The 14,312-nt window shown below is 33.3% G+C and carries 14 protein-coding genes; 10 read left to right on the top strand and 4 right to left on the bottom strand.

What is annotated here, in order from left to right:
* Positions 1-59: 59 nt before the first annotated feature.
* The 4 genes from lplA to QMG30_RS01925 all read right to left on the bottom strand — a co-directional run bounded on the left by lplA (position 60) and on the right by QMG30_RS01925 (position 3,777).
* A complete protein-coding gene (gene lplA, locus QMG30_RS01940; protein WP_330680634.1) occupies positions 60-1,076 on the bottom strand; it encodes a lipoate--protein ligase in 1,017 nt (338 codons plus the stop codon).
* Positions 1,054-2,814, bottom strand: coding sequence for a dihydrolipoyl dehydrogenase (gene lpdA, locus QMG30_RS01935; protein WP_281811667.1), 1,761 nt, complete (start codon positions 2,812-2,814; stop codon positions 1,054-1,056). The genes lplA and lpdA overlap by 23 nt, the downstream gene beginning before the upstream one ends.
* A 71-nt stretch (positions 2,815-2,885) precedes the next feature.
* On the bottom strand, positions 2,886-3,239 hold the full coding sequence (locus QMG30_RS01930) for a carboxymuconolactone decarboxylase family protein (RefSeq protein ID WP_281811665.1): 354 nt from the start codon (positions 3,237-3,239) through the stop codon (positions 2,886-2,888).
* Positions 3,240-3,351: 112 nt separating this feature from the next.
* Positions 3,352-3,777, bottom strand: a complete 426-nt coding sequence (locus QMG30_RS01925) for a MarR family winged helix-turn-helix transcriptional regulator (RefSeq protein ID WP_281811663.1) — start codon at positions 3,775-3,777, stop codon at positions 3,352-3,354.
* Positions 3,778-4,238: 461 nt separating this feature from the next.
* On the opposite strand from QMG30_RS01925, the gene QMG30_RS01920 reads away from it, so the two are divergent.
* The 10 genes from QMG30_RS01920 to QMG30_RS01875 all read left to right on the top strand — a co-directional run bounded on the left by QMG30_RS01920 (position 4,239) and on the right by QMG30_RS01875 (position 14,264).
* Positions 4,239-5,255: a LacI family DNA-binding transcriptional regulator gene (locus tag QMG30_RS01920; protein WP_281811661.1), complete on the top strand. Its 1,017-nt coding sequence runs from the start codon at positions 4,239-4,241 to the stop codon at positions 5,253-5,255.
* Positions 5,256-5,386: 131 nt separating this feature from the next.
* Positions 5,387-6,427 carry an aldo/keto reductase gene (locus QMG30_RS01915; RefSeq protein WP_281811659.1) on the top strand — a complete coding sequence of 347 codons (1,041 nt, stop codon included), beginning with the start codon at positions 5,387-5,389 and terminating at the stop codon, positions 6,425-6,427.
* A 15-nt stretch (positions 6,428-6,442) separates the two neighbouring features.
* Positions 6,443-7,480, top strand: a complete 1,038-nt coding sequence (locus QMG30_RS01910; protein ID WP_281811657.1) for a galactitol-1-phosphate 5-dehydrogenase — start codon at positions 6,443-6,445, stop codon at positions 7,478-7,480.
* A 16-nt stretch (positions 7,481-7,496) separates the two neighbouring features.
* Positions 7,497-8,360, top strand: coding sequence for a class II fructose-bisphosphate aldolase (locus QMG30_RS01905; protein WP_281811655.1), 864 nt, complete (start codon positions 7,497-7,499; stop codon positions 8,358-8,360).
* Between the two features lie 10 nt (positions 8,361-8,370).
* Positions 8,371-9,300, top strand: coding sequence for a 1-phosphofructokinase family hexose kinase (locus QMG30_RS01900; protein ID WP_281811653.1), 930 nt, complete (start codon positions 8,371-8,373; stop codon positions 9,298-9,300).
* Between the two features lie 331 nt (positions 9,301-9,631).
* On the top strand, positions 9,632-10,057 hold the full coding sequence (gene fucU, locus QMG30_RS01895; RefSeq protein ID WP_281811651.1) for an L-fucose mutarotase: 426 nt from the start codon (positions 9,632-9,634) through the stop codon (positions 10,055-10,057).
* Positions 10,057-11,562 carry a xylulokinase gene (locus tag QMG30_RS01890; RefSeq protein ID WP_281811649.1) on the top strand — a complete coding sequence of 502 codons (1,506 nt, stop codon included), beginning with the start codon at positions 10,057-10,059 and terminating at the stop codon, positions 11,560-11,562. The genes fucU and QMG30_RS01890 overlap by 1 nt, the downstream gene beginning before the upstream one ends.
* A gap of 382 nt (positions 11,563-11,944) precedes the next feature.
* Positions 11,945-12,739: a MerR family transcriptional regulator gene (locus tag QMG30_RS01885; protein ID WP_281813378.1), complete on the top strand. Its 795-nt coding sequence runs from the start codon at positions 11,945-11,947 to the stop codon at positions 12,737-12,739.
* Positions 12,736-13,548, top strand: a complete 813-nt coding sequence (locus QMG30_RS01880) for an ABC transporter ATP-binding protein (RefSeq protein WP_281811647.1) — start codon at positions 12,736-12,738, stop codon at positions 13,546-13,548. The genes QMG30_RS01885 and QMG30_RS01880 overlap by 4 nt, the downstream gene beginning before the upstream one ends.
* The gene (locus QMG30_RS01875) at positions 13,548-14,264 is read left to right on the top strand and encodes an ABC transporter permease (RefSeq protein ID WP_281811645.1); all 717 of its coding nucleotides are present in this window, start codon (positions 13,548-13,550) and stop codon (positions 14,262-14,264) included. Before QMG30_RS01880 ends, QMG30_RS01875 begins: the two co-directional genes overlap by 1 nt.
* The last annotated feature ends 48 nt before the right edge of the window (positions 14,265-14,312 follow it).

Here is a 14,312-nt window from a genome sequence, read left to right as displayed (position 1 = left end):
TATAATCAAATAAAAGATATGAGTAATATATTTATAATCTCATATCTTTTACTATCAAATCATAATGTATTGAATTCTTCCATAAGCCAAACAGTAATATCCTTAATAACTGATTCATCTGTTTCATCATGAGGTATATCATTAATGGAATTAATGATATCACTTACTTTAAAAGGACAGTTTTTCAAGTTCATAGCAATATCTTGTATCAATTGACTGTTCATAGCATCTGAATATATCTTAACATTTTCAATACGACTGTTTTTAAGGCTGAGATTTAATTGGAAATCTCCCCATGAAAATCTTTTATCAAAAGTAATATCAAACTTTGGAGATTCACCGAATCGCCATTCCCATGATGAATATTTATCATATAGCTGTTTCAACTTATTGGAATCAACATTTTTATTGAGTATATCAGAATTAGTCCCATAGATATCTTTGAAACTATCTAATAAACTCTTTTTCATTCCATTTATAGTCAAGTCGCTACTAAGGGTTGACAAATTCACAACTCTTGATTTAACAGAATCAATTCCCTTTGATTTTATTTTCTCTTTAGAGACTTGAAGGTAATCAGTAAGTTTATTGAAATCTGTGTCAATAAGTATAGTACCGTGATGATAACAAGCTTTATCTAAGAAATAGAAAGCGTTACCAGAAAATTTTTTCCCTTGGACAGTTAAATCATTACGACCTGAAAATTCAGCGTTGATACCAAATCTATTAACAGCCTGTAAGATTACATTTAACTGTTTATCAAGGTCATATAAATTTTTATCCATGATAAAAGTAAAATTTAGATTACCTAAATCATGATATACAGCACCGCCCCCAGATAATCGCCTTGCTAATTTGCCTCCGTTATCCTCTAACTTTTTACATTTGCATTCTTTCCATGCATTTTGATTTCTACCTATAACAACTGCATTTTCATTTTGCCATAGATAAAGTATAATCTCATTATCATTAATGTTGTACAATAAATATTCTTCTAAAGCCAGATTATACCATGGGTCAATGGAGTCGGAACATATAGTGCTTATTTTAATGTTATTCTGAAAAATGTAAAGCACCACCTTCAGTAGCTAAAACAGCTTCATGGATGGATTCTGCTGTTGTTGGATGAGCATGAATAGTTTCCATAACATCTTTGGTTGTTAATCCGTTTTTAATAGCCAGTGTGATTTCAGCAATTAAATCCGTAGCATGAGGTCCTATAATAGAGCCACCAATGATTTTTCCAGTTGGTTTTTCTTTAATTATTTTAACAAAACCATTACTTTCTCCTAAAGTCAGAGCTTTTCCATTAGCTGCAAATGGGAATTTCCCTATTTCTATATCAAGACCATCTTCCTGTGCGGTTCTTTCGCTAACTCCAACCATAGCAATTTCAGGGTTAGTAAATATAGCACTTGGTATTACAGTATAATCCATATCAGTTTCTATACCGAGAATGTTTTTAACAGCTACTATGCCTTGATGAGATGCTACATGTGCCAGTTGAATAATGTTAGTTACATCCCCGATTGCATATATATTAGGTATATTAGTCTGCATTTTGTTATTGACTTTAATACCTCTTGTCTTACTGTCAAGTTTTATATCTATATTTTCTAGGCCAATATTTTTATATGAAGGTTGTCTTCCTACAGCCATAAGTACTTTATCACCAGTAATAAACTTGGAAGTATTATTTTCAGTGAAGGACACTATGCATTTACCATCTTCACTTTTGATGATTGATTCTACTTTGGAACTAGTATAAAGTTTAATGCCTGAATCTTTTGCTATCGAATTGATTTCGTCACATACATCTTTATCACAAGCTAGTAAAGTATTTTCTAGGAATTCAACAACTGAAACATCTACTCCAAAGCTAGAATATATGAAAGCGAATTCCATTCCGATTATACCGCCACCGACGATAATTAATTTATCTGGTAAGTCATTAAGTTCAAGGGCTTCTTTGCTGGTGATAACATTATCTAGATCTATTCCTTTAATAGGTATCATTGATGTTTTGGACCCAGTTGCTATTATAATATTTTTAGTGGTTACAGTAATTTCTTGTTTATTGCTTTTAACGAATACTGAATTAGCATCAAGTATTTTCCCTGTACCTTTTATGACTTTTACGTTATTCTTATCTAATAAATATTCAATTCCATTAACTAATTGATCTACGATATTGGATTTTCTTTCGATAACTTTTTTCATATCTACTGAAATATTATCAGCATGCAAACCATATTCATTGTGGTTTTTTAGATCTCTATATACTTCAGAAGATCTTACTATAGCTTTTGTAGGGATACATCCATAATTAAGACATGTTCCTCCAACCTTATCTTTTTCTATTAAAATTACTTTAGCACCTAATTTAGCTGCTTGAATTGCAGCAACGTATCCACCTGGACCCCCACCAATTATAGTAATATCACTTTGCAATTTCAATTTTTCCGGTTTTAATAATCCACCAAAATAACTAAAATTAGATTTTGGTGTTTTACTGATATTAGCTCCATTACTAATATTCTTCTTATTTGTATTTTCTTTTGTAACTTCTTTTATAGGTTCTCCGTCAATAACAGCTAGGCTAGTTCCTATTTCAACTGATTGACCTTCTTCTACAAGTATGTTTTTTAATATGCCGTTAGTTGATGCTTTTATAGGCATGTTACCTTTTTTAGATTCTATGTTAAATAAAATATCTTCTGTTGTAACTTGGTCACCTATGGTCTTATGAATTTTACCTATTTTACCATCTTTTGCATGACCGGATAGTTTATCCAATTTAACTTCAATATCCATAATATTCTCCTAACTTACAATAAGATTTATATTATAAAGGGGCTGACTAGCAGCCCGTAGTAAGATTCAATTTATTTGAAATCTTCTTCAAATGTATCAATGGATTTCTTTAATAATGTTACAGTATAAGCCATAGATGGACCTCCACCAAATGCAACTGCAACCATAGCTGATTCTAATATTTCTTCACGTGTTGCTCCAGCTTCAAGTGCTTTATATACATGGAATACTATACAATATTCACAACGATTATAAGCACCTATTGCTACACTCATCAACTCTTTTGTTTTTGTATCAAGAGCACCAGGTTCATATGCAGTACCTAATAGGTTCATGAATGAGCCTATATGAGCTTCATTTGTCTTTCCTAAATCTTCTAATCCTGACATAAAATCATTTAGCATTTGTCTTGGGTCTTTTTCCATTGTATTACCTCCTAGTAGATTAATTGTCTATGCAATGATTAGTATAGCACATATTATTTTGCATATCAATATTGAAAATTGATAACAACAGCAAAAAAATTTTGATTATATCCTATTCATTAATATTATCTACCATTTTTTTTAAAACATGTATGAAAATTTCAAGCTCCTCTTCAGTAATATCTTTAGAAAAGACGTTACTAGCTTTTTCACCTTCTGGAAGTAATTGCTTTCTTAGATTAATACCAGCGTTAGTTAATTCAAGACTGGTTATTCTTCGGTCATTAGCATCTTTGACTCTTTTGACATAACCATCTCTTTCCATTCTATCAACAAGCCTTACGACTGTAGAACTTTTGATATTCATTTTTTTTGCTAGTTCAACTTGACTTATAGATTTGTTTTTCCCTAGATAATATAAGGCAATCCATTGAACCCTAGTACTACCTAACTGAACTAATCTGTCATTAAAATAATTTTCCATTTGCTTAGAAGCATTATTAGTTATAAATGCAACACAATCATCAAGATTGAACATTAAACCACTCCCCGTTTTATTAAGTATTCAACTTTCCCGCTTCAGTATATGCAGGTTAGATAATGATAAGGTCTTACTGAATAATTCTTATATCTTTTTATTGTGCAAACTAAACTATAATCCTTTATTTACCTGCATCAAATTAAAGGAGGAAAAGTTGAGTTAAGTAATTAAAAATATTTTTAAGAATATTATTAGTATAAAAGTTAAATAAAATTGGTAATCAATTAGATTATATTAAAATTATATTAAAAAGAAAAGTCTTTTTTATTAAAAATTTAATTTCTTATGTAAATTCATAAATTAATTTATTTTTTATATTATTATCAATGAAATTACTAGTTGACCTTTTTAATCCAGTATTATGTTAATATATAAGTTCAAAATGTGAATAAAAGAATAAAAAATACTTGTATATATGAAAATCTATGTTATAATAATATCAAACGAAACGTTTCGCGATGGAGGTGTATAGTATTTCAACTATTAAAGACGTAGCAAAATACACAGGACTATCTATAGCAACAATATCTAAGTACATTAACGGTGGAAATGTATTGGATGAAAACAAGAAAATAATTCAAGAGGCTATAGATGTTTTAGATTATAAAAGAAATGAAATGGCCAGAGGACTTAAGACAAATAAAACCATGACAATAGGCGTACTACTACCTTCCTTGGAAAATATATTTTTTACTTCAATAGTATCAATTATTGAAGGCATTCTACAAGAAAAAGGGTATGGAACGATAATATGTGATTTTAAGGAAGATAAAGAATTAGAAAACAATAAACTTGAATTTCTATTGAACAAACATGTTGATGGTATAATTATGGTTAGCTATAGCGGAGAAAAAGAGCATATTCAGGAATTATTGGATAAGAAGATTCCTATTATTCTACTAGATAGAATGATAAAAGGATTGGATTGTGACATAGTCATAGCAGATAATCTAAATGCTTCATATCAAGCTGTAGAGGAATTGATTATAAGAAAACATAAGCGAATAGGAATTATATGTGGACCAGAAAATACTTATACTGCAGATGAAAGAAGAAAAGGTTATATAAGGGTTCACGAAGATTATGATTTAGATATAGATGAGAATCTGATCAAGAATGCAGATTATACTGTAGTTAGCGGTCATAAAGCTTTCATTGACCTTTGGAACATGGATGATAGACCTACAGCTGTATTGGTTACCAATTATGAAATGACCATAGGTACAATCATGGCAGTTAATGACCTTGATATCACTATTCCAGATGAGTTGTCTTTGATTGGTTTTGATAATATTCAAATGGCTAGAATAGTGAGACCACCATTATCTATTGTTGAACAACCAATGAAAGAGATTGGTGAAACTGCCGCTAACCTTATGCTTAGAAGACTAAATGACGATTATTCAGATTTTCCTTCAACTTATAGATTGAAGACAAAAGTTCATATAAAAGAATCAGTATCGACCAATTTATAAATATTGGTTGATATTAATTTGATCTTGAGCTAAACGTTTAGCTATAACATATATAAACTACAACTAAACGATGAGCTAATAAATTAAAGTAATATTTAAAATTAATATAAATAAAAAAGGAGAAATGTCAAATGGAAAACTTAAGAACTAATTTTCAAATTGCATTAGATGGAGTAGATCCTAATATAATTCCTAAGAAAAAATTACGTACTGGAGATGAAATGCCAGCAATAGGTCTTGGTACATTCGGTTCTGACAGATTTACAGCAGATGAAATATCCGATGCGGTTTTGGGAGCAATTTCAGTTGGATATAGACACATAGACTGTGCATCAGTATATGAGAACGAAAAAGAAATCGGAGAAGCTTTTGAAATAGCTATGAAAAATGGTGTTAAAAGAGAAGATTTATGGATTAATTCAAAAGTATGGAATGATATGCATGGTGATGGAGATGTTCTATTATCAGTAGCACAGACATTGAAAGACCTGAAACTTGAATACTTAGATCTATATTTAATTCACTGGCCATTCCCTAATTATCATGCACCAGGTTGTTCTGTTGATTCAAGAAGTGAAAATGCACGTCCATATATTCATGAAGAATTCATGAAAACATGGAGACAAATGGAAAGATTAGTAGACATGGGACTTGTAAAAAATATCGGTACTTCAAATATGACTCAAGCGAAAATGGAATTACTCCTAAGAGATGCAAGAATCAAACCAGCAGTTAATGAAATGGAACAACATCCACATTTTCAACAACAAGAATTTTTTGAGTTCTGTTTGAAGAATGATATCCAACCTATCGGTTTCTGTCCTATCGGTTCACCAACTCGTCCAGATAGAGATAAAACTGAAAAAGATACTGTTGATATAGAAGATCCAGTAATCGTAGCAGCAGCAAAAAGACTTGGAGTTCATCCAGCAGTTGTATGTATCAAATGGGCAGTACAAAGAGGTCAAGTGCCTATTCCATTTTCAGTAAGAAGAAACGAATTTTTAAGTAACATAAAATGTGTAACAGAAAATCCATTAACTGATGAAGAGATGGAAGCTATTAGTAAGATTGATAAGAATTGTCGTTTAATCAAAGGTCAAGTTTTCTTATGGAAAGATAATCAAACATGGGAAGACTTATGGGACCTAGATGGCAACATAGAACAATAAAGGAGGACTTAATCCATGAAAGCGGCTGTATTATATGGACAAAAAGATATTAGAGTAGAAAATATTGAAAAACCTACGATTAATGATAATGAAGTTCTAATTAACGTAAAAGCTTCAGGAGTTTGCGGATCAGATATACCTAGAGTACTAGGGACTGCTTCTCACTATTATCCTAATGTGTTTGGTCATGAATTTTCAGGTGAAGTAGTGGAAGTAGGTAAAAATGTCACTAGTGTAAAGGTTAATGACAAAGTATCAGTAGCACCATTAAAACCTTGTCATGAGTGTGAAGATTGTAAGAGCGGTAATCATGCATTATGCAAAAATTATAGTTTCATAGGTTCAAGAGAATATGGAGCTTGGGCTGAATATGTAAAAGCACCAGAAACTAATATTGTCAAATTACCTGATGAAGTTTCATATGTTCAAGGAGCTTTCCTTGAGCCAATTACTGTAGCTTTGCATGGTCTCCTAGTTATGGATTTCAAACCAATGACTAGTGTGGCGATAACAGGTATGGGAACTATCGGTTTGCTGACTCTACAATGTGCGAAAATCATGGGTGCAAAAGATATCACAGTATTCGATATTGATGATGCAAGGCTGAATATCGCAAAAGAATTAGGAGCTGACCATGTAATCAATACATTGAATGATGACATAAATGAGAGAGTAAAAGAAATCACAAATGGAAAAGGCTATGAAATGGTTCTTGAAACAGCAGGAGTTCCATTTACTGAATTACTTTGCTTAGAGATTGCTGGCAATAAAGGAAGTGTAATGTATATCGGTACACCTCACACGGAATTCACTATAAAACCAAAGCAGTTCGAATGTATGAATAGAAAAGAATTGACAGTAAAAGGTTCTTGGATGTCATATTCCGCACCTTTCCCAGGAAAAGAATGGACTCTAGGAGCTAACTATCTTGGAACAGGTCAGATTCAAGTAGAGAAGTTAATAGACAGAACTATAGATATTGAAGATATCGGTAAAGCATTCGAAGATATCGAAGCTAAAAAAGTATCAGGAAAAGTAATGATGACATTATAAATTAGGAGGAAAAATCATGCCATTAGTAAGTTCACTAGAATTAATTAAGAAAGCTAAAGAAAAGAAAGCCGCTATTGCTGCTTTTAACATCCATAATCTAGAAACTATTCAAGCTGTTATTGAAGGTGCTAGTGAAGAACGTGCTCCTGTTATTATTCAAACCACACCTGGAACATTAAAACATGCTGGTATTGAATACATAGGTGTTATAGTCAAAAAGGCAGCAGAAATGTATGATATACCAGTTGCACTTCATGTAGACCATTGCCCTTCTTTTAATACTATTGTAGAATGTATAAGAAACAACTATACATCTGTAATGATTGATGGAGCTAATCTTGAATATGATGAGAATGTAAAATTAGTCAAACGTGTTACAGAAATGACTCATGCTGTAGGTATGCAAGTTGAAGGCGAAATCGGTAGAATAGGTGGAGTTGAAGATGATATGTTCGTCAACAGTGATGAAGCAGCTTTGACAATTCCATCAGAAGCAAAAAAATTCGTTGAAGATACAGGTATTGATACATTAGCCATTGCTATAGGAACAGCACATGGTATGTACAAAGGTGAACCAAAGCTTGATTTTGAAAGGTTATCTGCAATTGAAGCCATAGTAGATGTACCTCTTGTTCTACATGGTGCTTCTGGTGTACCAGATGAAAGTATTAGAGAAGCTATAAGAAGAGGAATCGCCAAAATCAACATAGCTACAGAATTAAAGAATCCAATGGCAAAAGCAATAGTTGATACATTTGATAAGAACAAAGATGAAAACGATCCAAGAAATTATATGGGAGCTGCAAGAGAAGCTGTTAAAGAAGTGGTAAAAGCGAAAATCAGACTTTGTGGTTCTAATGGTCTAGCTGACGAATTTTAGAGGTGTAATTATGATTCTTACGATTACAATGAATCCAGCTATTGATAAAATCTATATAGTCGATAATTACAAACTTGGAGAGGTACACCGTCCTAGTAGGACGGTTGCTTCTGCAGGAGGTAAAGGTCTTAATGTAGCTCGTGTTGCTAAGCTAATGGGTGAAAATGTAGCTGCAACAGGGGTATTAGGAGGTCCTAATGGAGATTTTATTGATAATGAAGTCAAGAAGTTGGGTATAGATAGTAGATTTATCAATATTAGTGGAGAAACAAGAATATGTATTAATGTATCAGATACAGTCAATCAAACAAGTACTGAAGTGTTAGAGTCAGGACCTATCATAGATAAAGCTGAGGCAGATAGGTTCATAGAAGAATATGAGGCAATGCTCAGTGATGTAAAAGTCGTTACTATTTCAGGTAGTTTGCCAAAAGGTTTGCCAGTAGACTTCTATTCATTACTTATAGATACTGCTAAAAAACATGATAAGAAAGTAATACTTGATACTAGTTCAAAAGCATTTATTGAAGGTATGAAAGCTCTACCATATATAGTTAAACCTAATGCTGATGAGATAAGACAAGTTTATGATGGAGATGTTAATTCTGTTGAGGGATTGGTTAAGGCTATAGAGTATTTCAGAGAGATGGGTATTAAGTTGCCTATTATCAGTAGAGGTAAAGATGGATGTATCGCTGGACTAGACGATGGAGTATATAAGTTTACTATTCCTCCTGTTGATGTAGTGAATACTGTTGGTTCTGGTGATTCTTTCGTGGCTGGATGTGCTATTGGATTGGCTAGGGATTTCAGTCAGATTGATATGATTAAGATGGGTATAGCTTGTGGGACTGCTAATACGCAGTTTACTCAGACTGGTTATGTTGAGAGAGAATTGGTTGATGAGTATTTTGGTCAAGTTAAGGTAGAGAAGGTTTGAGTTGATTTTGTAAAAGGGTAAGGGTAAAGTGTTAGAATCACTTGCCTTACCCTGAGAAGCGGTCGGTCTGCGTGATTCTAACACTTTACCCTTTGGTTTTGCAAGACGGAAGTTGAGTGGATTGAAAGATAGTTAGTGAGTATATTGTAATCATTTAGTATTAAACTAATCTGTAATAAAATATAAATAGAAAATATGATTAGAGAATAAGTGGATTTTTATTTTTACCGATATATAGAGAGGTAAATAGTATTTACAATAAATAACAAAAAATTATATTATATTAAAAATTATATATTGTAGAAATATATTAGGGAGAGGATGGATTAAGATGTTAAAGAATATTCCAAGTATTTTATCACCGGAGTTGTTGAAGATATTGATGGAGATGGGACATGGGGATGAGATTGTTATTTCTGATGGTAATTTCCCAGGGGCTTCAATGGCACAAAGATTAGTAAGGCTTGATGGACAGGGAGTTCCTGAAGTGTTAGAGGCGATTCTTGAGTTGATGCCACTTGATATATATGTTGATGAACCTATTGCTCTTATGGAAGTTGTCAAGGGTGATTCTTATGTTCCAGAGATATGGGATAAATATAAGGCAATCATTAAAGAGAAAGAGGGAGACAAGAAAATCTGTCATGAGGAAAGATTTGCGTTTTATGAGAGAGCCAAGAAAGCTTATGCAGTAGTAGCAACTGGTGAAACTTCATTATATGCTAATATTATACTTAAAAAAGGTGTTGTTGTTTAATGGATTTATTATTAGCAATTGACCAGGGTACTTCTGGATGTAAAATGACTATTTTTGATGTTGACGGCAGAGTAGTCAGTAGTTTAACTAAGAGTTATATTACGTATTATCCACAGGAAGGATTTGTTGAGCAGGATCCTGATGAATGGTGGCAGGTAATTACAGAAGGAATTTCTGAGATGCTGGATGAAGATCATATCAATCCTGAAGACATCAAAGGAATTGGTATTGATGGTACATCTTGGGCGTGTATTCCTATTGATGAATCTGGTAATGTTCTTACAAGAGCGATGATATGGCTGGATAGAAGAGCTGATGAACAGGCACAATGGATGAAAAGCACAATAGGTGAAGAGAGAATAATAGAAGTAAGTGGTAATCCTGTAGATCCTGCTTATATAACTCCTAAGATGTTATGGTTTAAGGAGAATATGAGGGATGTATATGATAAGACTTATAAATTCTTGCAAAGTAATGCTTATATAGCTTATAAGTTAACCAATGAATTGTCTCAAGATTATTCACAGTGTTATGGATTCCATTTCTTTGATATAAAAAATGGTGAATGGAATGTGGAGATAGCTGATAAGCTAGGGTTATCAATAGACATGATGGCACCTATAATGCATAGCCATGAAATTGTTGGATATGTAACTGAAGAAGTTGCAAAATCAACAGGACTGAAAATATCAACACCTGTAGTTGCAGGAGGTCTAGATGCTGCTTGCTGTACTCTTGGTGCTGGAGTCATCAACGAAGGACAGACTCAAGAACAAGGCGGTCAAGCAGGAGGAATGAGTATTGCACTTAGTAAACCTGTAGTTCACCCTAAATTGATATTAGGATATCATGTTGTACCAGATATGTGGCTATTACAGGGAGGCACCACTGGTGGTGGTGGAACCCTCAATTGGTTCAACAGAGAATTCGGTCATAAAGAGCAGGAAGAAGCAAGTAGGATAGATAGTAGTCCTTTTGCGATAATGAGTGAAGAAGCGGAAAAAATAACTCCTGGAAGTGAAGGTATCATATATTTGCCTTACATGAAAGGAGAAAGGTCACCTCTTTGGAACAGTAAGGCAAAAGGAGTTTATTATGGATTGTCTTTCGACAAGACAAGAGCTCATATGATAAGAAGTACAATGGAAGGTGTAGCCTATGCTCTTAATCACAACTTGGAAACTGCTGAAGAAGCAGGAGTAAAAGTGGCAAGTTTATCAAGTGTAGGTGGAAGTGCTAATAGTAATGTATGGACACAATTGAAAGCTGATATAACTGATAGGGTGATTAATGTACCTTATTCAGATCATGCGACTACTCTAGGAGCTGCTGTTCTTGCAGGAGTCGGAGTAGGGTTATACAAGGATTTTGATGATGCTGTAAGTAGAACAGTCAAGATACAAAAAACTTATGAACCAATTAAGGAAAGAGTAGAATTATATAAAGAATGTTATAGTAATTACTTGAAATTGAGTGGATTACTGGTGGAGTCTTTTTGGTCATAATATAAAAAAGATGATAATGAGATATTGATAATATTTGAAGTAGAGAATAGAGATTACTATTCTCTATTTTTTTTGATAATATAGGAAAGTTCTACTTTCTATTTTCCTTGAAATCTTTTATGAGGCTTAGCCTCTTTTTATTTACTAAAATAGTAAATCTATTGGTATTTTCCCAATTACACTATATACTAGAAAATAGTTATAGAAATGTTGCGCCTAAAATGAGGTTGCTGATGTGTATTGCAAGAGTAAGAAAGAGAACAAAACATATAATAATAACTAGATTATAATTTGTATTAACTATCACATATTAATAAAATTATAAAAAACATCTTGTTCATGACGTAACGTAATGAATTATAATATAGATAGGAGGTGTAACATGGAAAAATATAAAGCGATACCAGAAGGATATATGACGGTTGGTGAGGTGGCAAAGAAAATGGATGTTACTGTCCGTACCTTGCAATATTACCATAAAGAAGGTTTGCTTATTCCATCCTTAGAGAGTGAAGGAGGACGTAGGCTCTATACCCATAAGGATGTGATTAAACTACATCAGATCCTGTCATTGAAACATCTTGGGTTTTCATTGAATGATATAAAGAATAACCTGACCTCTCTTGATACTCCCGAAGATGTTGCTAAAGCGCTTACTGAACAATCCACCACTATACGGGAAAAGATAGAAACTCTAACAGAATCCTTAAAACAAATAGAATCATTGCAAGCAGAAGTATTGCAAATGCATTCGGTGGATTTCAAGAAGTATGCTGATATCATAGTAAATCTGCAAATGAAAAATAAGTTCTACTGGCTTATTAAGCATTTTGATGATAATATTCTTGATTACTGTAGAAATCATTTCGATAAGGATAGCGGTTTGGCGATGATAGATAATTTTACAAGTATACTAGATAAAGTGATACGGCTTCAAAAAGAAGGGGTGTTACCAGAAAGTGAGAAAGGGCAAACTCTTGCCAAAGAATTTTGGGAAATGATTATGGAATTCACTGGAGGGGATATGAGTATACTGACTAATCTAATAGAAAATTTTAATGGAAAAGACAATGAATGGAAACAAAAACAAGCAATTGCCAACGATTTCATTGAAAAGGCTCTGGGAGCATATTTTACCACATTGGATTATAATCCCTTAGAGGAGGGAGCAAAATGAGCTACGCCATACAGATTGATAGGTTAAGGAAAAGTTATGGCGATCATACTGTACTGAAAGGATTAAGTTTCAATGTTATAAAAGGTGAAATCTTCGCATTGCTAGGAGTAAATGGAGCTGGTAAAACTACAGCACTTGAGTGTATAGAGAAATTAAGAAAGTATGAAAGTGGCAATATCATCGTCAATGGTCGTATGGGTATTCAACTGCAATCAACATCTCTCCCAGCACATATCAAACCCATGGAAGCAGTGCAGTTATTTGCAAAATGGAATAAAGCCAAAATAGATTATTCTATGCTTGATGCTCTTGGAATTAATAAGCTAAAGAAAAATTCATACCAAGAAATGTCAATGGGACAAAAACGGCGTTTACACCTTGCTCTTGCCTTAATAAACGACCCTGATATTGTGTTCCTTGACGAGCCCACAGCCGGACTTGATGTTGAAGGTAGAATATCCCTACATGACCATATCCGTAAACTGAAAGTCCAGGGAAAGACAATTATCTTAGCCAGTCACGATATGGCAGAGGTGGAAAGTCTATGTGACCGTATTGCGATTCTTAATGATGGAGAAATCGTTTTTTTGGGTACTGTAGAAGAATTGACTTCGAAAATAGGCAAACGATATACCATTAACATTAAAACCGAACAAGGCGATGAAAAATTTGATTCTGATAATATTAGTGATACTATGTTAACTTTGCTTGAAGATTTCAAGCGACGGGGAGTTGCAGTGTTGGATATTAAGATAGACAGGGGAACACTTGAACAGCATTTCATTGATGTAGCAAGGGGGAATGGGTAATGAGTGCATTTTTGTATGGAGTATTATTACAATGGAAACTAGATATACGTAGCAAATCACTATTGATTACTTGTTATCTGGTTCCTCTTTTATTCTTTGCTGTAATGGGTGAAATATTTTCATCTATAGACCCTGAGGCCAAGTATACGCTTATACAATCCATGACTGTGCTGGGCGTATCAACTGGAGCGCTATTGGGTTTACCTCCTTCCATTATAGAGATATATGGAAGTGATATAAAGAAAGTATATAAGGCAAATGGGGTTTCGTTACATCTTGGCTTGATTACGATGTTTTTATCAGCGTTCATTCATCTACTGATTATGTGTATGATAATATATATTGTTGCCCCCATTGCTTTTGACGCAACACTACCGGCAAGTCTACCATTGTATTTTTGTTCACTGGCGATTTTTATTGCGGTATCATTAAGTATTGGTAGTGTATTGGGATTATGGGTAAAAAACCAAGCAAAACTTACCATGATTTCACAAGTGATATTTTTACCATCTATGATGCTGTCGGGGATTATGTTTCCTACTGATTTACTACCTGATTTTTTTAAGAATGTGGGTAAAATATTCCCAGCGACTTGGGGATATGAAATGATGAGGGATGACGGTTTTAATTTTGGCAACCTATGGCCTTTGGCGATTATCATAGCGATTATGGTCATATTAAGCAATTTAAAGTTAAAAAGGTTGAAATCCAAATAATAAGACAATCATAAAAAGAACTAATCAGAAATTAAACCAATAGTTAAC

The organism is Vallitalea longa (assembly GCF_027923465.1).
GTDB classification, from domain to species: Bacteria; Bacillota; Clostridia; order Lachnospirales; family Vallitaleaceae; genus Vallitalea; species Vallitalea longa.
Note: the sequence above shows the minus strand (reverse complement) of the source record. Positions and strands in the feature narration are given on the sequence as shown.